Source organism: Marisediminitalea sp. (assembly GCF_984433645.1).
Genome location: NZ_CFIDRX010000064.1, coordinates 1 through 22,612 on the forward strand (window position 1 = coordinate 1; position 22,612 = coordinate 22,612).

The 22,612-nt window shown below is 48.5% G+C and carries 26 protein-coding genes; 10 read left to right on the top strand and 16 right to left on the bottom strand.

The window, feature by feature from the left end; all coding sequences use genetic code 11:
- The 3 genes from AC4MRN_RS10025 to ung form a co-directional block, all read left to right on the top strand.
- Window positions 1-508 (top strand): homoserine kinase (locus tag AC4MRN_RS10025; RefSeq protein WP_491203191.1); only part of this gene is annotated, 508 nt, incomplete at its 5' end.
- A gap of 12 nt (window positions 509-520) precedes the next feature.
- Complete coding sequence (gene thrC, locus AC4MRN_RS10030) at window positions 521-1,810, top strand: threonine synthase (protein ID WP_073323409.1); 1,290 nt, start codon at window positions 521-523, stop codon at window positions 1,808-1,810.
- Window positions 1,810-2,469 carry a uracil-DNA glycosylase gene (gene ung, locus AC4MRN_RS10035; RefSeq protein ID WP_491203192.1) on the top strand — a complete coding sequence of 220 codons (660 nt, stop codon included), beginning with the start codon at window positions 1,810-1,812 and terminating at the stop codon, window positions 2,467-2,469. The genes thrC and ung overlap by 1 nt, the downstream gene beginning before the upstream one ends.
- 62 nt (window positions 2,470-2,531) lie before the next feature.
- Here the strand turns inward: ung and AC4MRN_RS10040 are convergent, their stop codons facing one another.
- The 3 genes from AC4MRN_RS10040 to tal all read right to left on the bottom strand — a co-directional run bounded on the left by AC4MRN_RS10040 (window position 2,532) and on the right by tal (window position 5,598).
- The gene (locus tag AC4MRN_RS10040; protein ID WP_073323405.1) at window positions 2,532-2,705 is read right to left on the bottom strand and encodes a DUF3545 family protein; all 174 of its coding nucleotides are present in this window, start codon (window positions 2,703-2,705) and stop codon (window positions 2,532-2,534) included.
- 232 nt (window positions 2,706-2,937) lie between these two features.
- Entirely contained in the window at window positions 2,938-4,587 is a 1,650-nt protein-coding gene (gene pgi, locus AC4MRN_RS10045; RefSeq protein ID WP_491203193.1) for a glucose-6-phosphate isomerase, read from the bottom strand.
- Between the two features lie 48 nt (window positions 4,588-4,635).
- Window positions 4,636-5,598 (bottom strand): transaldolase, encoded by a 963-nt coding sequence (gene tal, locus AC4MRN_RS10050; RefSeq protein WP_073323400.1) that lies wholly within the window; start codon window positions 5,596-5,598, stop codon window positions 4,636-4,638.
- A 288-nt stretch (window positions 5,599-5,886) separates the two neighbouring features.
- On the opposite strand from tal, the gene yaaA reads away from it, so the two are divergent.
- Window positions 5,887-6,663 (top strand): peroxide stress protein YaaA, encoded by a 777-nt coding sequence (yaaA, locus tag AC4MRN_RS10055; RefSeq protein ID WP_073323398.1) that lies wholly within the window; start codon window positions 5,887-5,889, stop codon window positions 6,661-6,663.
- 70 nt (window positions 6,664-6,733) lie between these two features.
- On the opposite strand, the gene AC4MRN_RS10060 is transcribed toward yaaA, so the two are convergent.
- Both AC4MRN_RS10060 and AC4MRN_RS10065 read right to left on the bottom strand, forming a co-directional pair.
- Window positions 6,734-9,022, bottom strand: a complete 2,289-nt coding sequence (locus AC4MRN_RS10060) for a S9 family peptidase (RefSeq protein WP_491203194.1) — start codon at window positions 9,020-9,022, stop codon at window positions 6,734-6,736.
- Window positions 9,023-9,136: 114 nt separating this feature from the next.
- Window positions 9,137-9,610: a tetratricopeptide repeat protein gene (locus tag AC4MRN_RS10065; RefSeq protein WP_073323396.1), complete on the bottom strand. Its 474-nt coding sequence runs from the start codon at window positions 9,608-9,610 to the stop codon at window positions 9,137-9,139.
- Window positions 9,611-9,739: 129 nt separating this feature from the next.
- Between AC4MRN_RS10065 and AC4MRN_RS10070 the strand changes: the two genes are divergently transcribed.
- Window positions 9,740-10,231: a GNAT family N-acetyltransferase gene (locus AC4MRN_RS10070; protein ID WP_491203195.1), complete on the top strand. Its 492-nt coding sequence runs from the start codon at window positions 9,740-9,742 to the stop codon at window positions 10,229-10,231.
- On the opposite strand, the gene AC4MRN_RS10075 is transcribed toward AC4MRN_RS10070, so the two are convergent.
- From AC4MRN_RS10075 to AC4MRN_RS10090, 4 genes are read right to left on the bottom strand one after another with little or no spacing between them, the layout of a single operon-like run.
- Complete coding sequence (locus AC4MRN_RS10075) at window positions 10,228-10,668, bottom strand: DUF4426 domain-containing protein (protein ID WP_491203196.1); 441 nt, start codon at window positions 10,666-10,668, stop codon at window positions 10,228-10,230. The two genes, AC4MRN_RS10070 and AC4MRN_RS10075, sit on opposite strands and share 4 nt — an antisense overlap.
- A gap of 11 nt (window positions 10,669-10,679) precedes the next feature.
- Window positions 10,680-11,219 (bottom strand): YggT family protein, encoded by a 540-nt coding sequence (locus AC4MRN_RS10080; RefSeq protein ID WP_073323390.1) that lies wholly within the window; start codon window positions 11,217-11,219, stop codon window positions 10,680-10,682.
- A gap of 16 nt (window positions 11,220-11,235) precedes the next feature.
- Window positions 11,236-12,057: a pyrroline-5-carboxylate reductase gene (gene proC / locus AC4MRN_RS10085; RefSeq protein WP_491203197.1), complete on the bottom strand. Its 822-nt coding sequence runs from the start codon at window positions 12,055-12,057 to the stop codon at window positions 11,236-11,238.
- Window positions 12,058-12,103: 46 nt separating this feature from the next.
- Window positions 12,104-12,790, bottom strand: coding sequence for a YggS family pyridoxal phosphate-dependent enzyme (locus AC4MRN_RS10090; RefSeq protein WP_490711928.1), 687 nt, complete (start codon window positions 12,788-12,790; stop codon window positions 12,104-12,106).
- 36 nt (window positions 12,791-12,826) lie between these two features.
- Between AC4MRN_RS10090 and AC4MRN_RS10095 the strand changes: the two genes are divergently transcribed.
- From AC4MRN_RS10095 to AC4MRN_RS10105, 3 genes are read left to right on the top strand one after another with little or no spacing between them, the layout of a single operon-like run.
- The gene (locus AC4MRN_RS10095) at window positions 12,827-13,867 is read left to right on the top strand and encodes a type IV pilus twitching motility protein PilT (protein WP_073323896.1); all 1,041 of its coding nucleotides are present in this window, start codon (window positions 12,827-12,829) and stop codon (window positions 13,865-13,867) included.
- Between the two features lie 11 nt (window positions 13,868-13,878).
- Window positions 13,879-14,994, top strand: coding sequence for a PilT/PilU family type 4a pilus ATPase (locus AC4MRN_RS10100; RefSeq protein WP_491203198.1), 1,116 nt, complete (start codon window positions 13,879-13,881; stop codon window positions 14,992-14,994).
- Window positions 14,994-15,305, top strand: coding sequence for a putative signal transducing protein (locus AC4MRN_RS10105; RefSeq protein ID WP_155013990.1), 312 nt, complete (start codon window positions 14,994-14,996; stop codon window positions 15,303-15,305). The genes AC4MRN_RS10100 and AC4MRN_RS10105 overlap by 1 nt, the downstream gene beginning before the upstream one ends.
- A gap of 48 nt (window positions 15,306-15,353) precedes the next feature.
- Here AC4MRN_RS10105 and AC4MRN_RS10110 read toward each other — a convergent pair whose 3' ends face one another.
- The gene (locus AC4MRN_RS10110) at window positions 15,354-16,310 is read right to left on the bottom strand and encodes an alpha/beta fold hydrolase (protein ID WP_491203199.1); all 957 of its coding nucleotides are present in this window, start codon (window positions 16,308-16,310) and stop codon (window positions 15,354-15,356) included.
- 390 nt (window positions 16,311-16,700) lie between these two features.
- On the opposite strand from AC4MRN_RS10110, the gene AC4MRN_RS10115 reads away from it, so the two are divergent.
- Window positions 16,701-17,399 carry a DUF3313 family protein gene (locus AC4MRN_RS10115; protein WP_073323382.1) on the top strand — a complete coding sequence of 233 codons (699 nt, stop codon included), beginning with the start codon at window positions 16,701-16,703 and terminating at the stop codon, window positions 17,397-17,399.
- A 238-nt stretch (window positions 17,400-17,637) separates the two neighbouring features.
- Here the strand turns inward: AC4MRN_RS10115 and AC4MRN_RS10120 are convergent, their stop codons facing one another.
- From AC4MRN_RS10120 to AC4MRN_RS10145, 6 genes are all read right to left on the bottom strand, one after another.
- A complete protein-coding gene (locus AC4MRN_RS10120) occupies window positions 17,638-18,021 on the bottom strand; it encodes a phosphate-starvation-inducible PsiE family protein (protein ID WP_073323380.1) in 384 nt (127 codons plus the stop codon).
- 124 nt (window positions 18,022-18,145) lie between these two features.
- The gene (gene ruvX, locus AC4MRN_RS10125) at window positions 18,146-18,577 is read right to left on the bottom strand and encodes a Holliday junction resolvase RuvX (protein ID WP_370241093.1); all 432 of its coding nucleotides are present in this window, start codon (window positions 18,575-18,577) and stop codon (window positions 18,146-18,148) included.
- On the bottom strand, window positions 18,570-19,136 hold the full coding sequence (locus tag AC4MRN_RS10130; RefSeq protein ID WP_073323376.1) for a YqgE/AlgH family protein: 567 nt from the start codon (window positions 19,134-19,136) through the stop codon (window positions 18,570-18,572). Before AC4MRN_RS10130 ends, ruvX begins: the two co-directional genes overlap by 8 nt.
- Window positions 19,137-19,173: 37 nt before the next feature.
- A complete protein-coding gene (gshB, locus tag AC4MRN_RS10135; protein WP_155013992.1) occupies window positions 19,174-20,124 on the bottom strand; it encodes a glutathione synthase in 951 nt (316 codons plus the stop codon).
- Between the two features lie 91 nt (window positions 20,125-20,215).
- The gene (locus AC4MRN_RS10140) at window positions 20,216-20,944 is read right to left on the bottom strand and encodes a 16S rRNA (uracil(1498)-N(3))-methyltransferase (protein ID WP_370241089.1); all 729 of its coding nucleotides are present in this window, start codon (window positions 20,942-20,944) and stop codon (window positions 20,216-20,218) included.
- A 102-nt stretch (window positions 20,945-21,046) separates the two neighbouring features.
- On the bottom strand, window positions 21,047-21,199 hold the full coding sequence (locus AC4MRN_RS10145; RefSeq protein ID WP_370241087.1) for a hypothetical protein: 153 nt from the start codon (window positions 21,197-21,199) through the stop codon (window positions 21,047-21,049).
- Between the two features lie 385 nt (window positions 21,200-21,584).
- On the opposite strand from AC4MRN_RS10145, the gene AC4MRN_RS10150 reads away from it, so the two are divergent.
- A complete protein-coding gene (locus tag AC4MRN_RS10150) occupies window positions 21,585-22,424 on the top strand; it encodes a mechanosensitive ion channel family protein (protein ID WP_073323370.1) in 840 nt (279 codons plus the stop codon).
- The last annotated feature ends 188 nt before the right edge of the window (window positions 22,425-22,612 follow it).

The window sequence follows — 22,612 nt, forward strand, 5'->3', positions numbered from 1 at the left end:
GCCTTGTTATCTGGGAGGCATGACGTTAATGACGGGTCAGCAGGACCAGGTAACTGTCTCATTACCGGTAGTGAAAAGCTGGTATTGGGTAGTGTGCTATTCTGGTATCAGCGTATCGACATCTGCAGCGCGTAATATTCTGCCTAAAGATGTCCCTATGGCAGATACCCTGACCTTTGGGCGTCAACTGGGCATTTTCGTACACGCGTTATACAACGATGATTATGCGCTGGCTGCCAGTGTTATGCAGGATGTGATTGCCGAGCCTTATCGCAAATCACTGCTGCCGGTATTTGACGAAGCCCGCGCGTATAGTATGGGCAATGGCGCACTGGCGTTTGGTATTTCTGGTTCGGGCCCAACGGTATTTGCCGTGTGCGATGATTATCGCAAAGCCAATGATATTTCGAACTGGTTGAGTGAACATTACATTCAGAACGAAGATGGCTTTAGCCACGTGTGTCGTATTCCTGCACAGGGTGCAGGTTCTCAGCAGGAACAAGAGTAAGGTAGAGTTACAGTGCAATTGGTAAATTTGAAAGACGCAAGTGAACAGGTGTCATTTGCGCAAGCAGTTAAGCAGGGCCTGGGTCGCAATCAAGGATTGTTTTTCCCAACAGAAATTCCTGCGTTAGACGATATCGATGGCTTACTGGCTCTGCCGTTTGCAGAACGTTCAATTAAGATCCTGTCGTCACTTATCGGTAGCGAGCTAGGCGAGGACATGGTCGCTGAGATTGTGAACACGGCGTTTACTTTCCCTGCACCGGTTGCTCAGGTAACTGACAATGTCTACAGCCTGGAATTGTTCCACGGCCCAACGCTGGCGTTTAAAGATTTTGGTGGCCGCTTTATGGCGCAGTGCTTGTCGCGTATCAGTGACGGCAACCCTATCACAATATTAACGGCCACATCGGGTGACACAGGTGCTGCAGTAGCACATGCTTTCCACGGTCTGGACAATATCAACGTAGTGATTTTGTTCCCGAAAGGCAAAATCAGTCCACTACAGCAAAAGCTGTTCACCACCCTTGGCGACAATATTCATACTGTGGCCATTGAAAGTGATTTTGATGCGTGTCAGGCGCTGGTCAAGCAGTCGTTTGACGATCCGGATGTGCGTGAAGGTTTGCACCTGAACTCTGCAAACTCAATTAACATCAGCCGTCTGTTGGCGCAGGTGTGTTACTACTTTGAGGCGGTTGCACAGTTACCTGCTGAAAAACGCGACCAGGTGGTATTTTCAGTACCAAGCGGAAATTTTGGTAACCTGACTGCTGGTATGATTGCCAAGACCATGGGTCTGCCTATTAAGCGCTTTATTGCTGCGACTAACCTGAACGACACTGTGCCGCGTTACCTGAAAACCGGTGAGTGGGCACCTAATGCAACCGTAGCGACCATGTCGAACGCCATGGATGTGAGTCAGCCAAACAACTGGCCGCGTATCGAAGCACTGATTGAACGCGGGTATCTGGATAAAAGCGTTATTCGCGGTGAGTCGGTAGACGAAGAATACACGCAGTTAGCTATGCGTCAGTTGCTTAAGGAAGGCTATACCAGCGAACCGCACGCAGCAATTGCTTACCGTGCAGTGAGTCACGACCTGGAGCCGGGTGAAATCGGTGTTTTCCTGGGTACTGCACACCCTGCGAAATTCCGTGAAACGGTTGAAAATGTACTGGGCACGCCGCTAAGCCTGCCTCAACCGCTTGCCGATTGCGCTAACAAAGAAAGTTTAGAAGCTGAACTGCCTGCGGACTATGAGGCGTTGAAAGCGCATATGTTTGCGCTGTTAAAAGGCGAATAATGCCAGCGTGGCAAGAGGTACTCGGGCCGGCAAAACGCGCTGATTTCTTTCAGCAACTAATGGCCCGTATTGATGCTGAACGTGCGGCGGGTAAAGCCATTTATCCGCCAGCTTCTGAAGTATTTAACGCATTTACACTGACGCCTTTAGATAATGTGAAGGTCGTCATTCTTGGTCAGGATCCTTATCACGGTCCGGGACAGGCGCACGGTTTGTGTTTTTCTGTTCAGTCCGGTGTGAAGACGCCACCTTCCCTGGTGAACATATACAAAGAGTTAGCGCAGGACATTGAGGGTTTTCAAATTCCTGAACACGGTAACTTGACCGCGTGGGCAGAGCAGGGCGTACTGTTACTCAATACCGTGCTAACAGTAGAGCAGGGCAAAGCGCACAGTCATGCGAAATGGGGCTGGGAGACGTTTACCGACGCTGTGATTAAATCGGTCAACGATACCCAACACGGTGTTGTCTTTTTGCTTTGGGGAAGCCATGCCCAGAAAAAAGGTCAGAACATCGACACGCAAAAACATTACGTATTGAATGCACCACACCCGTCTCCGCTGTCTGCGCATCGGGGGTTTCTGGGATGTCGCCATTTCAGTCAAACCAACACACTGCTTAGTCAACAAGGCAAAACGCCCGTAAACTGGCAAGTGTAATGGCTAACTAAGCACTAAAAGCAAAACAGCCACAGGGTTTTTACCGTGTGGCTGTCTGGTATTTAGCGAGCGCTGTCCTCTAAGGCAAGGTCGAAACTCATATCGATATCGGCCAATTCTTTCTCAAGCTGATACCTGTCTTTAATTGCTTCTATTTCTCTCCACTTACGTTTTTTACTTTTGGTTTTAGTAGAACTGTCTATATCAAGCATTGCAAATAGATCTGAAGTATCCACGGAGATCTCCTTGTTATTACCGCTAACTACACTGTCAGTGTGTCTTTTTTGACCCCTGACAATTTTTGTACCACAGCTATCGCTAAATTAAAATACTTTTGTTTACTTTTAATTAACAATTTATGACGCTGTGATGACAATTCCGTGGTGTTCAGTGTATCCGGTTACCCGTAAGTGAAGGCTGGTAACCGGATGAATTGCACATTATTGGTACAAGTTGGACCAGTAATGTTTATTTTGGTGCATTGGCCTGTTTGAAGCGATTGATCAGTTGCTGGGTAGAGCTATCAAAGTCTGCGCTGTCTGCATCCCCCTGGATACCTGCTAACACTTGATTTCCCAGAACTTTTCCTAATTCCACACCCCATTGGTCGAAGGAATTAAGCTGCCAGATAACACCTTGTACGAACACCTTATGTTCATACATTGCAACCAACGCGCCAAGTGTGAACGGATCCAGTTTTTCGAACAAAATCGTGTTGCTTGGCTTATTTCCCGGCATGGTTTTGTGCTGGGCAAGACGCGTCTGTTCGGCATCATCCAGGCCTTTGCCATTGAGGTCTGCATAGCAGTCTTCAAAGGTTTTACCCTGCATCAGTGCCTGCGCCTGACCAAAGCAGTTAGATGCCAGCATGGCGTGGTGGGTATCGTCCTGGTTAGGCACGTTCAGTGGCATCAGGAAGTCTACCGGAATAACGCCATGGCCCTGGTGGATTAACTGGTGGAAACTGTGCTGACCATTGGTGCCTTCACTACCCCAGATAATAGGGCCTGTTTCATAGTCAATGGCTTCGCCGGCTTGTGTTACCAACTTACCGTTGCTTTCCATGTCCAACTGCTGCACATAGGCAGGTAAGCCGCGCAGGTAGTGATAGTAAGGCAGCAATACCTGAGACTGGGCATCGAAAAAGTTGCGATACCATACACCTAAAACGGCCAGTAAGACTGGCAGATTCTGCTCTTTGGGCGCGGTTTTGAAGTGCTCGTCCATAGCATATGCACCTTCGAGCAGGCCTTTGAAATTATCAAAGCCCAGCGCCAGAGAAATAGGTAATCCGATAGCAGACCACAATGAATAACGGCCGCCTACCCAGTCCCACATAGGGAAGATGTTTTCTTCGGCAATACCAAACTCAGTGGCAGCTTTTACGTTGGATGAAACCGCAACGAAGTGCTTGGCAATGTCTTCCTGCGTACCGCCTTGTTTCAGGAACCAGGCTTTTGCAGTCAGCGTGTTTTGCAGTGTTTCCTGAGTAGAGAATGACTTGGAAGACATGACAATCAGAGTGTCTTCGTGGTCACGCTCACTCAGCACATCGTGAATGTGGCAGCCATCCACGTTTGCAACAAAGTGCACCTTAACGGCATCAGTGCGATACGGCTTCAGTGCTTCGGTCATGATCTTCGGGCCCAGGAACGAGCCGCCAATACCGATTGCCACAATATGTTTAATGGCTTTACCTGTGTAACCTTTGTGCTCACCAGAATGAATGCTGTGCGTAAACGCCTGGATTTTATCCAGTGTAGCCAGGACTTCTGGCATGACGTCTTTGCCGTCAACCATAACCGGATTACCTGAGAAATTACGCAGTGCGGTATGCAGTACGGCGCGACCTTCAGTGGTATTGATGATCTCACCGTTAAACATGGCGGCTTTCTGCGCGTCGACGCCTTGTGCGCCTGCCAAATCAAATAATGCAGTTAGTACATCGTCGGTAACACGGTTTTTCGAATAGTCTAGAAAGATGCCACAAGCGCTGGCCTGCAGACGTTCTGCACGTTGTGCATCGTCGGCAAACCAGTCACGCATGTGCGCGCTTTTTACTGACTCAGCCAGGCTCGATAGTGTTTGCCATGGGGCTGATTGAGTAAGGGTTGTCATACTCTGTTCCTTTGAATCGATAAAGTGTGAAACAATGTTAATATTGTATTACAAATTAGCAAGCTTGTCTTTCAACATTGTTTCCAGCTTGTCCTGATCAGCGGCAAAGTTGCGAATACCTTCTGCCAGCTTTTCTGTTGCCATGGCATCTTCGTTCATTTCCCAGCGGAAACCTGACTCATCCAGACGTTCGCCTGGCGCTTCAGTGGCACCGTTATCTACCAGCTTGGCTTCTACTTCTCCGTCGGTGTTTGCCAGTTCTTCCAGCAGGTTAGGGCTGATTGTCAGACGGTCACAGCCTGCCAGTTCCAGAATTTCACCGGTGTTACGGAAGCTCGCGCCCATGACAATGGTGTTATAGCCGTTGGCTTTGTAGAAGTTATAGATATTGGTTACTGAGACCACGCCTGGATCTTCGCTGGCTTCGTAGCTGTCTTTGCCAGTGCTCTTCTTGTACCAGTCAAGAATACGGCCAACAAACGGTGAAATCAGGAAAACGCCGGCTTCGGCGCAGGCACGGGCCTGGGCAAAGCTGAATAGCAGTGTCAGGTTACAGTTCACGCCTTGCTTTTCCAGTACTTCTGCAGCTTTGATCCCTTCCCAGGTCGACGCGATCTTGATAAGGATGCGCGACTTGTCGATGCCAGCGTCAGCGTACAACTGAACCAAACGCTCAGCTTTGGCAATGGTGGCTTCGGTGTCGAAGGACAAACGCGCGTCGACTTCAGTAGAGATGCGGCCCGGGATAGTGGCAGAGATTTCTTTACCAATCGACACGGCCAGCTTGTCTGCTGCGTCGGTTAGTTGCTGTGCCGGATCGCTTGACTGTTCTGCGGCCCATGCCACTGCGTCATCAATCAGACTGGCGTACTGCGGCATACCTGCAGCTTTAAGCAGTAGTGACGGGTTAGTCGTTGCGTCGACTGGCTGGTATTTTTTAATGGCTTCAATGTCGCCCGTGTCGGCAACAACGGTAGTAATTTTACGAAGTGATGCTAACTGATTGCTCATGATGTTCTTAATCCTGAATGTGATAATGCAGTAATCAACTTTACAGTGCTAACGCCTGTAATAGCCTACTGTAGGGCGTCATCGTTGACTTATAATGGTGTGTTTGCCGATTAGTGTATAACAATCTGAGGGATTGTTTAACCTCTTTGGCGGCGGTCAGATATGTCAATTTTTAACAATCGCCGTACGGTTTTCGTTAACCGGAAAAGTTGAACCGTTCAATCGGTTTTACCGCCCCAAAAATCGCCACAACAGTGATATACTTTGCAGCAAATCTAAGGAGTTATCATGTTAGTTGTAGTATCCCCTGCGAAAAATCTCGATTTTGACACTCAGGTACCGGTATCTGAGTATACCCAGCCGTCGTTGCTGGGCGATGCGGACACGCTGGCGCAAGAGTGTAAGGCGCTGACACCGGCCGATTTGTCGTCACTGATGAAAATCAGCGACAAACTGGCGACCCTGAATGCCAACCGTTTTGCTGAATTCAGTACACCTTTCACCCCCGACAACGCCCGTCAGGCGCTGTTTGCCTTTAATGGTGATGTGTATACGGGGCTGGATGCACAATCTCTGTCAGAAGATGATATCGCCTATGCGCAACAACATTTACGCATTTTGTCAGGCCTTTATGGCGTATTGCGTCCATTGGATCTGATGCAGGCCTATCGTCTGGAAATGGGCACCAAGCTGGCTAATTCCCGCGGTAAAAATTTGTATGAGTACTGGGGTGACACAGTCACTACCGAAATAAATAAAGCACTGGCTGCGCAAGGTGACAACGTGTTGGTGAACCTTGCTTCCAACGAATATTTTAAATCGGTTAAGCCCAAGCAAGTGGACGGCATGATTATTACCCCGGTATTTAAAGACAAGAAAAACGGCCAGTACAAAATTATCAGCTTTTTTGCTAAGAAAGCACGTGGTCTGATGGCTCGTTACATTCTGCAGAACAAAGTGGAAGACGTTGCAGGCTTAAAGGCATTTGACACTGCCGGTTATTATTTCAGTGAAGAACAGAGCACGGAAACCGAGTTGGTCTTCCTGCGTGAAGAGCAAGCGTAGAACAATAAGCCCAGGTAAAAAAACAGGCCGCTACAAGCGGCCTGTTTTGTTTTTGGGTACCGGCGCCTGTTTATGGCTTAAGGTGTTCCAAAAAGTAATTCGTTTTCATGGTTTGCAAATGCAAGGTAGTGCCTTTGCCTTCGCGAATACTGTGGCTTCTATTCGGATAAGACATAAATTCGAATTGTTTGTTGTGCTCAACTAACTCGTTGATCAGGGCTTCAGTCCCCTGATAGTGCACGTTGTCGTCGCCCGTGCCGTGTACCAGTAACAGGTTGCCCTGCAAGTCTTTGGCGAAGGTGACAGGCGAGGTTTGCGTATAGCTGTCCGGATCGGTATTCGGGTTGCCGGAGTAGCGTTCCTGATAAATGGTATCGTAGTAACGAATGTCAGCAACCGGTGCCTGAGCAACGCCAACGTGGAACTTATCACCGTGTCTGAACAACAGATTCAACGTGGAGCTACCGCCACCTGAATGTCCCCACACACCGACGCGGCTGGTGTCGATTTGCGACCAGCGTGCTGCCATTGCGTCCAGTGCATCGGCCTGGTCGCGAACGGTTACACTCCCAATTTTTTTGTAGATGGATTTACGCCAGTCACGGCCTTTGGGAGCGCGAGTACCGCGGTTATCTACCGACGCCATGATAAAGCCTTTTTGGGTCATCATGCTGTTCCACAAATAACTGTTTCCGCCCCATCTGTCCTGTACCGTTGAGCCCCATGGCTCGCCGTAAACATAAAAGATGATCGGATATTTTTTGTTGGGGTCCATATCAGCAGGGAACATGATCCAGCCATCAAGCTCTACGCCATCGCGGGCTTCAACCGAGAAGAATTCGTGCGAGGGCAATATTTCGTTGGCCAGTTGCGCGTTTAACGCATCGTTTGTGGTGAGCTGAGTGATCGTTGCATGGCCGTCGGTCCTGATGATTTGACTGGCCGGCGGTTGATTAAACCGGCTGTGTGTATGCATGGCATAGCTGGCATCTTTTGACATGTAATAGCTGTTGTTCCCTGCAAATGAGGCGGGTGTCACACGCGCTACAGGCTGACTGCCATCCAATGACCCTTTGAACAGGAAGCGCTGCTCAGGATGCTCAGGTGCTGCGGTAAAGTAAAAACTGTTAGTGGCTTCGTTCAGCGTGATCAAATCGACAATGTCGTAGTCTCCTGGTGTGAGATCAACAATGTCGCTGCCGTCTCGGGATATACGGTAAAGGTGACGCCAGCCATCCCGTTCACTGTGCCAGATAAAGTGGCTGCCATCTTCTTCCCACTCCGCAGCGTAATACCATTCTAAAAAGGCATCGTCTTTGTCGGTGTAAATGGTCTTCAGCGTATTCGTTTTCCAGTTAAATAAACGCAGAGTGTTGGTGTTTTGCGGGCGGTTTACATCCTGAATCAGCAGTGCTTCACTGGTGCCTGCCCAGCTAATGCGCGGCACGTAGCGATCGCGGTTATCACCGGGGAGTTCAGCCCATTGGGTTTGTTGGGTCGCTAACGTGACAACGCCCACTTTTACCGCCGAGTTCTGCTCACCGGCTTTTGGGTAAGGGAATTGTGTGAGCGTAGGGTACAGTGAATCGGTGTTGTTGATCATGGTGAAGTATTTCACCCCAGACGCGTCCAACTGCCAGTAGGCAATGTTCTGGCTGTCCGGGCTCCAGCGGAAACCGTCAGTAATGCTGAATTCTTCTTCGTATACCCAATCGAAGTTGCCGTTAATGATGGTATCGCTACCGTCAGTGGTTAACGCGGTTACCGCTGGATTACCGAGCGTTTCCACATATATATTGTTGTCTCTGACATACGCTACTTTCTGGCTGTCGGGACTGAATTTAGCGAACATCAGACTGGTGGCAGGCGGCTGTTCACCACCCAGTTGGTACAGCTTGTTCGTTTTTAGGTTTAACACCCAGTAATCGCCCCGGGTACGGTGGCGCCAGACTTTTTGTCCGTTGGTGAAAATCAGTGCCCAGTTACCGTCAGAAGACCATTTATAGTCTTCAATACTTAGCGCTTCCTGAGTACCAGCGGGCGTTAACTGTTCTACGGTTACCAGTACTTTTCTGCCTTCACCATCGGGCTGATAAAATACGATGTCATTGCCAGTAACACCGTTCTCAGTGTCAGTATTATCTTTATCTCGTGCTTCCAAAACGGTGTAGCCCGTTCCGTCATCGAGCCATCTGAAGTAAGGCGCGCGCTCGCTTTTGAATTCTCTGTCCTGATAAATACGTTCCAGTGACAGGGTTGGGGAGGCGGGGGCCGTGTCTGCTGGCGTAGTCTGACTACACGCGGTGAGCGTCAGACTGGCAGTCAGACCGAGCAAAAATGTTGTCGTTAGCGTTTTCAAAGTGGATTCCACCCTCGTTATTATTTGTATTTAACGTCAGGCAGTATAGAAAAATTAGCGCGAACGACAAACCCGCTTTATAGCGAAAATAATGCGGTTTATAGCGTTTGAGGTTTAAGGCATAGATTGTAAGTAGTCTTTTGCTTCGTCGACACCCTCGTCAGCAGCGCGTTGTAGCCACTCAATGCCGGCTTGTTTATTGACAGGAACGCCACGACCTTCGAGCAAAAGAATGCCGTAGTGATACTTAGCAAGAGAAGAATAGCCGGCCTCATCTTGGGTATGCGCGCCGCGTTTAAGCAAGGCGGCTGCTTTTTCCAAGTTCTGCGGGACGCCGATACCGGTATCGTAAATTTGCGCCAGCCAGATCATGGCATACACACTTTCCCATCGTGCGATACAGTCTTCAAATATGGCAATGGCAGCATCGTGATCACCTACTTTTTCGGCCGCATAGCCATACAAACACTTGATGGGTTTATCGCTGTGAACAAAGTGTTCATAGCTGAGTTCGTTGCCGGAGTCCTCTGTGCCTGCCGTTGCCCCAAAGGTAAACAGAGTACAAACCACAATCAGTGTTTTTTTCATAGTGTGCTTCCGTGCTGGCGTGTTAATGGCTTGTAAATACTATAGTCACGTACGACCCGAAAAAGTATGCTACTTGGGAATGAATGCACTACTACTCCGGTCTATTGGGTTATTGCCAATGGAGCACCAATGAACCTGACCTTTCGTAAATTTTCAGCCCAGGACACAGATGATGTCTATCGTTTGCTCAATGATGCGTCTATTCGTCGGCACTTACCGCTTGCCACAGCGGCGGGCTCGTTTTCAGTAGAATTTGTTCAGCAGTGGATTGCGCAGTCGCTATTACACTGGCAACAACACGGATATGGCACCTGGCGAATCGAACGGGACAATGCGTTTATTGGCTGGGGTGGGTGCCAGGAACTTGATAGCGAACGTGAGTTTGTCTTGGTTGTACACAGACAAGCCATGGGCGCAGGCTTATCGTTGATTAGACGAGTGCTTGCACATGCTCTGAAGGAATTGGGTGATGGGAGTATGCTGATTGTGTTACCGGTTAGCAGGCCGAAAAGCCGGTTGTTGAGTCGTCTGGGATTTTCTGAGCAGCGGGCAGTCACAATAAATGGGTGCGATTTTGTTCAGTATCGGCACCCCTATTTACGTTTGGCATCGTTGATTTAATCGACGTACATTTTTTGCTGAAACTTCAGTGTCTGACTGTCATTTCCGCGTTGGATGCGAATCGCAAACCGGTATGTTTCCTGATCGCGAAAGGGCAATACCGCCAGGTAATAGATGGCTTCGCCTTCCTGAACGCGTTTAAAGGTCAGCGCTTTTTCCGTGCCCAATAAGTTGGTTGCGCTCCCTTCAATGCCAACAATCTGCGCTTTTTGGGTGTCGGTTTCGAGTACCGAAATATTCACTAATGCATTGTACTTACTGCGCACAATACCGTATTCCCGCGCGATTTCAGGGCTGAAGAATGTAGAGTTAACCACAATGTAATGCACATCCCATTCGCCTAGCTGCATTTTCTGCTCGGCGGCCGAGCCAAAAGACACCAGTGCGGTGGCCAGGCAAAGCCATAATCCGATGTGACGACCCATTCGACTTAGCATGAATGACCTCTCTAGTAATAGGGTAAGAAGTCGGCCAGCAACAGTTCGATGAACTTGAGGCCAATAATTGCCACTAACACCGATAGATCCAGGCCGCCCATTGGGGGCAGGATGCGTCGGATTGGGGCCAGGAATGGCTCGGTTAACTGTTGTAATACATACTCTACCGGGCTACTACCTTGTGACACCCAACTCAGTATTGCTCGCAAAATGAGTACCCAGAATACCAGTGTCAGGAATTCTTTTAGTACTGACAGCGCGCCGATAATGATCATGCCAATGGGATTGATGTTGCCGCCCAGCAGTAAACTCAGTGCCAGGTACTTACCCATTGCAACAATCAATGCTAACACCAGGGTGGCAACATCTATTGCACCAATAGACGGTATAACTCTTCGCATGGGGCCAATGATAGGGTGTGTGGCTTTTACCACGAATTGACTCATTGGGTTGTAGAAGTCAGCTTTGCTGAGCTGCAACCAAAATCGCAGTAACACCACCATCAGGTACAAATTAAAAATAGTGCTGATCAAAAACACCGTTGCGTTCATGTTGCGTTCCTGTCAATTAAAGAGATTTGGCCATTTCGTCGGCACGGGCTACCGCCGATTGCATTGCTTTTGACACAATACCGGAAATATCGCTATCGATGAATGACTGAATAGCGGCAGCCGTGGTGCCGCCTTTAGACGTGACCTGTGCACGTAATTCACTTAGCATCAAATCCGGATTTTCGCATACCATCTGAGCTGCACCCAGCATGGCTTGCTGCACGAGTAGTCTGGCGTCGTCTTCGCTAAAGCCCATACGCATACTCTCTTCCTGCATGGCTTGCAGGAACAAGAAGAAATACGCCGGGCTACTGCCCGCTGCTGCGATGACACCGTTAATGCCGTCTTCTTCCGTCACCCAAAGCGTTTTGCCAACAGCTGACATCACGCCGTCGACGTAGTTTCTGTCGTCGTCATTTACCGACGAGTCTGCGTACAGACCAGACATACCCTGTCCCAACAAACTCGGCGTGTTAGGCATGACGCGTACCACCGGGTATTCAGCGCCGAGCATTTGTTGCAGGCGCTCAACCGGCAAGCCGGCCGCAATCGAGATATAAAGCTTGCCGGATAAATCCGTATCCTGTTGCAACGCGGCACATACGTCTTCCATCATTTGTGGCTTTACTGACAGCACAATCGCGTCGGCGAACTCACAGGCTACTCCGTTCGATTGAGTGACCTGGATACCGTAATCGGCAGCCAGCGCGTCGAGCTTCGGGCGCGAGCGGTTGCTGGCCATAATGTGATCGGCTGGGTAGCCTGATGCGACCAGTCCTGCAATGATACTGCGAGTCATGTTGCCTGCACCAATGAAGGCGAGTTTACGATGTTGCATGCGTCTCCTGACAATTCTGTTGAAGTTAAATTATGGATGCGGCCGACTAGCTGCGCGAGCCAAAAATGGCTGTGCCGATTCTGACCATGGTTGAACCATGTGCTATCGCCAGCGCCATGTCGTTGCTCATCCCTACCGACAAGGTATCGATACCCTCTGTAGTGGCTTGCAATTGCGCATACAAGGCATGTAACTGACTCAGTGTGTCACGTTGTTGTGATTCACTGACGTTGGCAGCCGGTATGGCCATAAGGCCACGCAAGCGCAAATTTGGCATGCCACTAATGGCTTCGACGATGTCGGGTAATTCTGCCGGTAAAATACCGGACTTAGTGGCCTCTTGTTCCAGATTTAACTGAATGCAAACGTTTAGCGGCGGCATATCTGCCGGGCGCTGCTCGTTAAGCCGTTTGGCAATTTTGAGCCGGTCTACCGATTGTACCCAGTCAAAATGCTCGGCCACCAATTTAGTCTTATTAGATTGTATGGGGCCAATCATGTGCCATTCAATGTCTGTCAGCGTTTTTAATTGCTCAATTTTACTGACACCTTCCTGAATATAGTTTTCACCGAATTGCCGTTGTCCGGCTTCATACGCTGCAGTGATATCTGATACGGGTTTGGTCTTGCTTACTGCCAGCAATCGGACACAATGAGCAGGACGATGTGCATTAGCAATGGCGTGTTCAATTTCTTGGCGTGCGTTTGTCAGGCGATCTGCTATTGTTTGCATTAACGAACTCATCTAGTGGTTGGGAGAAACCAGGTTGTGGATATTACCGAACTTTTAGCTTTCAGTGTAAAGAATAACGCATCGGATCTGCACTTATCGGCCGGATTGCCGCCGATAATTCGTGTCGATGGCGAAATGCGAAGACTGAATGTGGATCCGTTGGATCACAAACAGGTTCATGCATTAATTTACGAAATCATGAACGATAAGCAACGCAAGGAATACGAAGAAAACCTCGAAACAGACTTCTCGTTTGAGGTAAAAGACTTATCGCGGTTCCGGGTGAATGCCTTTGTACAGAATCGTGGCGCAGCCGCTGTGTTGCGTACCATTCCGAGTAAAGTACTGACACTGGATGACCTCGGCGCACCGCCTATTTTCAAAGAGATCATCAATCAGCCAACCGGTATTGTGCTGGTCACGGGCGCAACTGGCTCGGGTAAAAGTACCACTCTGGCCGCCATGATTGACCACATCAATACTCACAAGCGCGAGCATATTCTCACCATCGAAGATCCAATCGAATTCGTGCACGATAACAAGCTAAGCGTATTGAACCAGCGTGAAGTGCACCGCGACACACACAGTTTTTCCAACGCGTTGCGCTCAGCGCTTCGTGAAGACCCCGATGTGATTCTGGTGGGTGAATTACGAGACCTGGAAACCATTCGCCTTGCTATCTCTGCGGCAGAAACCGGTCACCTGGTATTCGGCACTTTGCACACCAACTCTGCACCGAAAACCATCGACCGTATTATTGATGTGTTCCCGGCTGAAGAAAAAGCCATGGTGCGTTCGATGTTGTCCGAGTCATTGCGCGCCGTGATTTCGCAAACTCTGTTGAAGAAAGTCGGTGGTGGTCGTGTTGCAGCACACGAAATCATGGTGGGAATACCTGCCATTCGCAACCTGATCCGCGAAGACAAAGTGCCGCAAATGTACTCGGTGATTCAAACGGGTCAATCCCACGGTATGCAAACCATGGATCAGTGTTTGCAGCGCCTGGTTGCGACCGGTGTGATAACACAGCAGGATGCAATGGCGAAAATGGTCGACAAGCAACGACCTGGTTTTTAGGGAGTCAAACCATGTTGGATCAATTTTTACAAATGATGGTCGACAAAGGCGCGTCGGATTTGTTCGTGACCGCCGGTTTTGCCGTGAGCGCAAAAATCAACGGCAAGCTGACCCCGCTAACCGACCAGGCGCTGTCTGAACAGGGTGCACTGGACTTAGTGCATGCGGCAATGAACGACGATCAGCATAAGACCTTTCACGATACCAAAGAGTGCAACTTTGCTATTGCACGCGATGGTGTAGGGCGATTTCGTTGTAGTGCGTTCTGGCAACGTGATCAGGCGGGGATGGTAGTACGTCGCATTGTGACACAAATCCCCAATGCAGATGATTTGGGTCTGCCGCCGGTACTCAAAGACATCATTATGGCTAAGCGCGGCCTGGTGTTATTTGTTGGGGGAACTGGTACCGGTAAATCAACCTCGCTCGCAGCATTAATGGGTCATCGCAATACCCATTCACACGGGCATATTCTGACTATTGAAGATCCCATTGAATTTGTTCACGAACACAAAAATTGCGTGGTCACGCAACGTGAAGTGGGGATTGATACCCAGTCGTTTGACGACGCGCTGAAAAGTTCATTGCGACAGGCGCCTGACGTAATTCTGATTGGTGAAATCCGCTCCATGGAAACCATGGAATATGCCATGTCATTTGCCGATACCGGTCACTTGTGTGTAGCAACACTGCACGCCAACAACGCCAACCAGGCCATTGAACGTATCATGCATTTGGCACCCAAGGACGCTCACGACAAATTGCGTTTTGATTTAAGCCTGAACATACGCGCCATCGTTGCTCAGCAATTAGTACCAACGGTGGACGGAAAGGGGCGGGTTGCCGCTATTGAAATTCTGCTGAATTCACCGCTTATTCGCGATCTGATTCAGCGCAATGAAATGGGCGGCCTGAAAGAGGCCATGGAGAAAGGCCGTGAACAAGGCATGCAAACCTTTGATATGGCGTTGTTCGACTTGTACAAAGCAGGCAGGATAACCATGGATCAGGCGTTACACCATGCAGACTCGCCAAACGACCTGCGTTTGATGATTAAGTTGGATGCCAATAGCAGCAATGGCGACGGCCTTGGTTCGTTGTCAGGCGTTTCAATCGACATGGACTAATGATCAGACTCTGCCAAAGCGATAGCGCTTTTACCATTCAACAATACTACGATGCCCTGCAAGCGCAGGGTATCGGGTGTTTGATCCGCAATCAGTTTATCAGTGGTGCAGCCGGCGATCTTCCTATTCAGGACACGCAGCCGGAGTTGTGGCTGATGGACAAAGACGACCTGACAATGGCTAAAAAGGTGCTGAATGAGCTGTCGTCAGACAGTGACGAAGGTGAATGGGTATGCAGTAGCTGTAACGAACCCCAGGAGCCCGCTTTTCATTTATGCTGGCAGTGTCAGCAGCCTCGTAACAGTGCGTAAGTGTCTGCAGCATAGATTGATTGGTATTCACGTTTGATGGCAGCCATTTTAATTACCCTCCACCGCCTGCAAAATGTGTTGAATGATAAGGTCTGGTCTGTCGCCCGGAATATTATGCGTAGCGCCTTCGGCGACGATTAATTCAGCGTTATCAGACAGGCTGGCGATGCTTTGCTGCATTTGAAGCCATTGAGGCCCTATCTCGTAAAAGCGCTTGTTATTGATATAAGCCTGATCATCATGTGTTAACACAACCAATTTCAGTTTGCCGAAATCATAATTGAGTGACGCCAATGGCGTGAAAAAGCCCTTTTCACTCGTGTAGGACGAAAGCACGTGTGCCCATCTCAAGCTTCCATAGTAGTTAGCTAAACGCTCAGACAACTCAGACTCGAAGTCGACGAAAAGATTGCGGATGTCAGACAGTCCGAAGATTGCGTTTGCATAAGCCTGTGTGACTGCTGATGATGGGATCGGTTCTAACTTTCCACGAAGAAGCCCATGTTGATTTTCATGGGCTGAGTCTAGAAAAATAACCGAATGCAAATTAAGTTGATCTCTGGACATCGTTCTTCTGGCAATAACGCCACCATATGAGTGGGCCACAAGTATGACCTGGCGCTCGTTGGCGATATGCGATATCAATGCCTCCTGCAGCCGTGACTTGTCCTCTGTTGTAAAATCAGTAGGGACATCATCGCTGCTACCATAGCCTAGCCTGTCGTAGTAGCTGCTGGTAAAAGAGGCAGGCAATTCTGAAAGCACGCCAGACCATGTTTCTTCAGAATCTGAGCCGAAACCGGTTTCAAAAAAGACGACAGGTTCCCCTTCACCTTGGCAAACGTAATTAACACTATTGCCCAAATAGGAAAAAGTGGAACCGACGGATGTTTGGGCGGGGCTTTGAATATAAGCGATTATCCGTAAAGACACATATAGGGTTAATGTGACCCCAACAAGAATGACTATCCCACGCACTATTTTTTTTGGCATCGAAAGTTTCATATCAGTCCATTGAATATCTTAAGTTATTGTTAGTATTAACCGTTTTAAGTCCGAAAAACAAACTTCAATGCAAATCGCTATGTTCCACGCAGCATCAAGCCCAAGGAGCCAGCTTTCAATGATGTTGCCTGTTCAGGCTATTCATCGTGAAGTAATGTTGCAGTCCTGAAGAGGACTTTCTGAAGGTGTAAGAAGGGGGGGATCCTGATTTTCAGCTTGCTCACCTCCGTTTTGGCAAGCAGACATTATTTAATAAAACACTTGTGAAATTTTGTAATTCGTTTCAGAGAAATACGCTTGAAGCCAATTAGTCAAAGCGCTAACTTAATTTAAAAGATTAATTCGCTCAATAGTTGCACAATACATGTGTAATGGAAGAGGCAGGAAAATATGAAACTATTCACCACCGTGCTGAGCCTTGCTGTTTTGACTGCCTGTTCTGTAACCGAACAGCCCATCCCCGAGTTTACTGCGGTCCCCGACTCAAACCTACAGCAAATGCAGGGCACCCGATTCGATCGCTTTGTCATAGACCCACAAGCTGACTTTAGCCAGTACGATAAGGTTATATTTTTTCCTACGCAGTTTGATAAATTAACCATCGATGAGGGCGCTGACAATCAGTTGACGAACAGCTGGAATGCCTCTACCTGGGATGAGATGGACAAAATTTGTCAGTTCTTTGATGATTTTGCCCAGCTAACCTTTGCGCAAAAAAGCGGACTAGAACCAACCAATCAAGGCGGCGAAAATGTAATGGCGATAGAATTCAGGCTAATGAACTTTATGCCGTATCAGCGTCGCTACCAGGATGCCAACCGCGATACGGTAGCATTAAGGGGTCAACGCAATGGCCTTGGGTCAATTACGTTTCAAGCGGTGGTGGCTAATTCAAAAACTGGTGAATTACTGGCGGTGATTGAAGATGGCATGGAGCTCAACCCAGGCAATATGCTAATTGTTAAGGGGGACCCCAACTTGCAGGTTGATAGTGCCTCACGCATGGCCCAAAATGTTGCCTGGCGTAAAACATTCAAACGCATTGCAAACCGGCTTCACGAAGATCTCATTCGCTTAAAACAAAGCTAGTTTTGTGGTTTGGCTACAAAAGCCCCGGTAATTGCATTTTCATAACATCGCATTACAAAACCAGCGCAAACAAATACCTGCTCACCGTATTGTCTCTACATTACAGACCGAGTCTCAGTGCTTGCCAGGGCCGCATCCAGATAGCGGCCTGTACTAGGGGAGATATATGCTCAAACAGGCCCTGAGTTCAAAAGGCTTAATTAACAGACGATGCGACGCCCACCTCCGATTAGCATGCTTATGGGGTGCCGCGCTGCTTGAGTTTTTCCAGGCTTACGCGGTCTTTCATACTCATGATCAAAGCGGCAATGCTGAGCAGTAAAATACTGCCCGATTCGTAAATCAACACGATTTTATCGAGTTCTTTGCTTTGTAAAATGATCATTCGGCTTAGCGCTGTCATGGCTATGATTAATGGCAGGGTGACGGGGATTCGATTGCTATTATAGTAAGCCGCGAGCATGCCCATTACCTCGGCATAAATAAACAGCAACAGCAGATCAGACAGCTCTACTTTTTGGTAGCGGACCATATGCATAATTTCGGCGCCAACCGCTACCAGAGTGGCCAGCATAATTAATATCAGCAGTAGTTTTTCTATCAGGTCCAATAATTTAGGCATTGTGTCCCCCAACTTTGAGCAGATGGTTTTTTATCCATACTGCAAAAAGCCGGTGGAGAAGACTATTGCTCAAAGGTCTTATTTTGCTAGTGCTTGGTGTCTAGTCTCAAAATGAGAGTGAGGATCAGACGAACTGGTTTTCGTACCAACTGGAAAAGATTAGGCACGCAGACACGCTGTCGACCTTGCCCTTTGTAAGCTTTTTATAGCCGCCTAACTCAAACAATGCGGCTTTTGCATCGGCAGTACTCAAGCGTTCGTCCCAGGTGGTTACCGGTTTGTTGAATCTGCCGTGCAGGCGGTTTGCAAACTTTTCTGCCCGTTGGGTCATTAACTGGGAGGTACCATCCATATTAAGTGGCAAACCTACGACCACCAGATGAGGTTGCCATTCTTCAAACAGCTTACCAACCAGAGTCCAGTCCGGAATACCGTCCCGGGCTTTTAACGCCTCCAGCGGTGATGCGGTGCCGGTCACTTCCTGACCAACAGCTACGCCAATGCTGGTGGTGCCAAAATCAAATGCAAGTACGGTTCGGCTTCCTAGTTCAGGCATGACCGACCTGAGGGGCCAATTGCCAAACATCCACGCCCAGTTGTTGAACCGCTGCTTCCCAGCGTTTGTGAATAGGGGTATTGAACAATATTGCTGGATCCGCCTCAATGGTGAGCCAGGCGTTGTTTTGAATTTCTTCTTCCAACTGCCCTTCGCTCCAGCCGGCATAACCCAGCGTAATGATAGCCTGGTCGGGTCCGCGATGATTGCCCAGGGCACTGAGAATATCTTTTGACGTAGTCACCATGATTTCGGGGGTCAGCGATAAACTGGAGCTCCAGCCAGGTTGTGGCGAATGCAGGATAAACCCCCGTTCCTGACTAACCGGACCGCCAGACAGCACGATTTGCTGCCCCTTTTCGTCATCGATTTCCGCACCTTTTTCGGCTTGTTCCAACAGTTCGCGCAGGGTCATGTTGGTAGGGTGGTTAACAACCAGGCCCATGGCGCCTTCGTCATTGTGCTCGCATATATAGGTTAAACTGCGGGCGAAAAACGGATCTTCCATGGATGGCATGGCAATCAAGAAGTGATTTGCCAGACTTTTTAATTCAGTCATCGTATTACCTCGCTGCTCCACTACTACTCAGTATGGCTCATTGTGCCAATTTTGCTTCAATGGCATCAAACAGGGCGGCCATAATATTAATATCGTAGGCACGTTCTATTTCTCTGACGCAGGTTGGACTGGTGACATTTATTTCAGTAATGCGGTCGCCAATCACGTCCAGACCAACAAAAATCAAGCCTTTCTCGATTAATACCGGCGCGATGGTTTCTGCCAGACGTCTGTCGCTGTCACTGATGGGTTGAGGGCGACCTGTTCCTCCTGCAGCCAGATTTCCACGGGTTTCGCCGGCTGATGGCAGGCGCGCCAAACAATAGGGCATTACCTCGCCGTTAACAATTAATACGCGCTTGTCGCCGTCTTTTATTTCCGGCAGGTACTTTTGAACCATCATTTGGCGCTGACCGTTTGCTGTCAGTGTTTCAATGATCACACCCAGGTTTGTGCCGTCTTCTTTTACACGAAATATAGAAGCGCCACCCATGCCGTCCAACGGCTTACAAATCACGTCTTTGTGTTTGGCATGGAATTCACGCACCAATTTGCTGTTGCGGGTAACCAGGGTGTCCGGGATCAACGATGGGAAGTACGATGTAAATAGCTTTTCGTTAAAGTCGCGCAGGCTTTGCGGACGGTTAACAACCAGCGCCCCATCGCGTTCTGCCAGTGATAAAATATGGGTCGCGTATAAAAACTCGCTGTCGAAAGGCGGATCTTTGCGCATCAATAGCACGTCGATATCACCTAACGCGTAGGTGGTTGTTTCACCCAGTGTGTAGAAGTCTTTGTCCTGGTCGCGAACCGTAACCTGTTGACCGATACCTTTTGGCGCACCGTTATCGATATAAAGGTCGCTGAGTTCAAAGTAAACAAGCGTTGCACCACGGCGCTGGGCTTCCAGCATCATGGCAAAACTGGTGTCTTTTTCAGGTTTGATTTTGGCAATGGGATCCATTACCACGCCAACGGTGTAGGTCATAGTGCGCTCTCATAACAGGTGATAACTCCATAATGGAGATGATTCACCAGGAATCAAGCGCTCAGGTTGGAAAAGTCCGGTTTAAACGGTATTACAGATCGCCAAATGTGGCTTGCAGCACCGAGACGCTGGCAAGCGCGGCAGTTTCTGTGCGCAATATACGAGGACCTAGGGAACATCCGGTGAAGCCTGTTTCTTCGGCCTGATGGACTTCGGATTCAGACAACCCGCCCTCCGGACCAATGAGTAGCCTGAATCCCTGGCTGTTTGCAGTAAGCTGAGATAATTTCTGCTGACTGCCGGGCGACAGGACTAATCGGGTTTGCGTCGTTGACTCCGCCAGCCAACTGGCCAGAGAACGTGGCGGGTTGAGTATGGGGAGTGTATTCCGGCCGCTTTGTTCACAGGCACCCTGGATGATCTTTTGCCATTGCTGCTGCTTCTTTTCCCAGCGCTTCTCATCGAGCTTTACTGCACAACGTTCCGTTATCAGAGGCGTTATGTGTGTTACGCCAAGTTCCGTTGCTTTTTGCAATACGATATCCATGCGATCGCCTTTCGACACACCCTGACCAAGGTGGATGGGCAGTGGAGACTGAGGATCCAACGTGAGCTTTGCGTCAATCTCTACAATTACCTGGCGCCGTTCGGCGACTATGATGGTCGCAGTGTATTCACTGCCATCGCCGTTAAAAATAACGACGGGGTGGCCGGCTTTTAAACGCAATACATTGGCAACGTGGTGGGTTGCTTCGCTGCTAAGGACAAGCTCTTCGTCAACGTTAATGGTGTCTGGATGAAAAAGACGAGGGATACGCATATCAAACTCAACTACAAAAGGAATGACGCGTAGTGTAACTGTGGGTTAGTGGTTGTTTCAATAAGAAGGGCTCCGGAAAGGCCGGAGCAGCCCTGAGGTATGCTATTTGGAGGCAAAAGTATTTATTGCTTGCCCCTGGCCTGTGGCCATTGATTTTGAGCGACGGGCATGAACGGTATGTTTGCCTTTGTCACTGGTAAGCGCATAACCAAAAATCATCAACACGATTGTAAATAATAAACTGAGTAGTAACATTTTCTATTCCTTAAAAAATCTACCTTAGTTGTTGGCAGTCACTGCATACTACTCAAGTAGATGCTGTTAAAAAGCATACCAACCAATACTACTGAATACGCCACAATACCTTTTGTGGTTTCTGCAACAGACATCGTCTTATTGCAGCGCACAAAAATATAGAGCGAAACAGGTGAAAATTCCAGCTAAAAATGCCTAAAAAATGAAGTCAAAAAAATTTCTCTATCCTTTCAGCCACTTGGCTTAGCGCTATTTTTTATTGGTCTTAAGTTTAAATTTTGGGTGTGACAGTATCATTAAGGGTATTTGACAGGTTTATTTAGTTGCTAACCCCGTTACTTCGCTGTTAACTTAATGGCTCAATACAACAAACACGGATTGGAACATGTTTACTCAAGAAGATATTGAAATGTACGTAAATACCTACGCGATCCCATGGGGAATCAACATCGCGATGGCGATAGTGATTTTCGTACTGGGTCGTATGGTAGTGGGTGTAATTATTTCGATGATTGGCAAGATTATGTCGAAATCGAAGTACGACCCTATGCTGGTGGATTTTTTAAAGTCGATTCTGAATGCCATATTGATGCTGTTCGTCATTGTTGCATCATTGGATCAGTTAGGTGTTGATACCACTTCATTGGTCGCTATTTTAGGTGCGGCAGGTCTGGCGATTGGTTTATCACTTCAGGACTCGCTGAAAAACTTTGCTGCCGGCGTTATGTTGTTAGTCTTTAAGCCGTTCCGCTCAGGCGACTTTATCGAGGCTGGCGGTACAGCAGGTGTAGTGAAGAAAATTGGTATCTTTACTTCAACGATGAATACACCTGATAACAAAGAGATTATCGTGCCAAACGGTAAAATCTACGGCGACAACATCGTTAACTATTCAGCCATGGATACGCGTCGTGTTGATATGACTTTTGGTATAGGCTATGGCGATGACCTGTTAAAAGCGAAAAACCTTCTTGAGCAAATGGTTAAAGAAGACGAGCGTATTTTGCCTGAGCCTGCGCCTGTTGTTGCTGTGTCGTCATTGGGCGATTCCAGTGTCAACTTTATTGTTCGCCCATGGGTGAAAAAAGAAGACTTCTGGGGCGTTATGTGGTCGTTCACTGAGAACGTTAAACTGCGCTTTGACCAGGAAGGTATTTCAATTCCATTCCCGCAAATGGATGTTCACCTGTACAAAGAAAACGAAGAACAGGAAGAAAGCAAATAAGCTTTTTCGTTATGAAAAAAATCCCGGCACAGGCCGGGATTTTTTGTATCTGCAATTATAACTACGAACGGTTATTGGCAACTGGCTTTTTTCTGACTCGCTGTGTAATCCCGCATAGCGGCATCCATGTTGGCTTGCAGGTTGTCGATACGGGTTTGTGGTGCCGGGTGAGTAGACAGGATTTCCGC

What these genes read in the sequence shown, in the direction of transcription:
- AC4MRN_RS10105 (WP_155013990.1), top strand. Translation starts at nt 14,994, where the DNA reads ATGATCAGACTCTGCCAAAGCGATAGCGCTTTTACCATTCAACAATAC.
- AC4MRN_RS10080 (WP_073323390.1), bottom strand. Translation starts at nt 11,219, where the DNA reads ATGAACGCAACGGTGTTTTTGATCAGCACTATTTTTAATTTGTACCTG.
- yaaA (WP_073323398.1), top strand. Translation starts at nt 5,887, where the DNA reads ATGTTAGTTGTAGTATCCCCTGCGAAAAATCTCGATTTTGACACTCAG.
- AC4MRN_RS10130 (WP_073323376.1), bottom strand. Translation starts at nt 19,136, where the DNA reads ATGACTGAATTAAAAAGTCTGGCAAATCACTTCTTGATTGCCATGCCA.
- proC (WP_491203197.1), bottom strand. Translation starts at nt 12,057, where the DNA reads ATGCAACATCGTAAACTCGCCTTCATTGGTGCAGGCAACATGACTCGC.
- AC4MRN_RS10090 (WP_490711928.1), bottom strand. Translation starts at nt 12,790, where the DNA reads ATGCAAACAATAGCAGATCGCCTGACAAACGCACGCCAAGAAATTGAA.
- gshB (WP_155013992.1), bottom strand. Translation starts at nt 20,124, where the DNA reads ATGACCTACACCGTTGGCGTGGTAATGGATCCCATTGCCAAAATCAAA.
- AC4MRN_RS10150 (WP_073323370.1), top strand. Translation starts at nt 21,585, where the DNA reads ATGTTTACTCAAGAAGATATTGAAATGTACGTAAATACCTACGCGATC.
- AC4MRN_RS10100 (WP_491203198.1), top strand. Translation starts at nt 13,879, where the DNA reads ATGTTGGATCAATTTTTACAAATGATGGTCGACAAAGGCGCGTCGGAT.
- AC4MRN_RS10145 (WP_370241087.1), bottom strand. Translation starts at nt 21,199, where the DNA reads ATGTTACTACTCAGTTTATTATTTACAATCGTGTTGATGATTTTTGGT.
- AC4MRN_RS10115 (WP_073323382.1), top strand. Translation starts at nt 16,701, where the DNA reads ATGAAACTATTCACCACCGTGCTGAGCCTTGCTGTTTTGACTGCCTGT.
- tal (WP_073323400.1), bottom strand. Translation starts at nt 5,598, where the DNA reads ATGAGCAATCAGTTAGCATCACTTCGTAAAATTACTACCGTTGTTGCC.
- ung (WP_491203192.1), top strand. Translation starts at nt 1,810, where the DNA reads ATGCCAGCGTGGCAAGAGGTACTCGGGCCGGCAAAACGCGCTGATTTC.
- AC4MRN_RS10110 (WP_491203199.1), bottom strand. Translation starts at nt 16,310, where the DNA reads ATGAAACTTTCGATGCCAAAAAAAATAGTGCGTGGGATAGTCATTCTT.
- AC4MRN_RS10070 (WP_491203195.1), top strand. Translation starts at nt 9,740, where the DNA reads ATGAACCTGACCTTTCGTAAATTTTCAGCCCAGGACACAGATGATGTC.
- pgi (WP_491203193.1), bottom strand. Translation starts at nt 4,587, where the DNA reads ATGACAACCCTTACTCAATCAGCCCCATGGCAAACACTATCGAGCCTG.
- ruvX (WP_370241093.1), bottom strand. Translation starts at nt 18,577, where the DNA reads ATGCCTGAACTAGGAAGCCGAACCGTACTTGCATTTGATTTTGGCACC.
- AC4MRN_RS10075 (WP_491203196.1), bottom strand. Translation starts at nt 10,668, where the DNA reads ATGCTAAGTCGAATGGGTCGTCACATCGGATTATGGCTTTGCCTGGCC.
- AC4MRN_RS10065 (WP_073323396.1), bottom strand. Translation starts at nt 9,610, where the DNA reads ATGAAAAAAACACTGATTGTGGTTTGTACTCTGTTTACCTTTGGGGCA.
- AC4MRN_RS10120 (WP_073323380.1), bottom strand. Translation starts at nt 18,021, where the DNA reads ATGCCTAAATTATTGGACCTGATAGAAAAACTACTGCTGATATTAATT.
- AC4MRN_RS10140 (WP_370241089.1), bottom strand. Translation starts at nt 20,944, where the DNA reads ATGCGTATCCCTCGTCTTTTTCATCCAGACACCATTAACGTTGACGAA.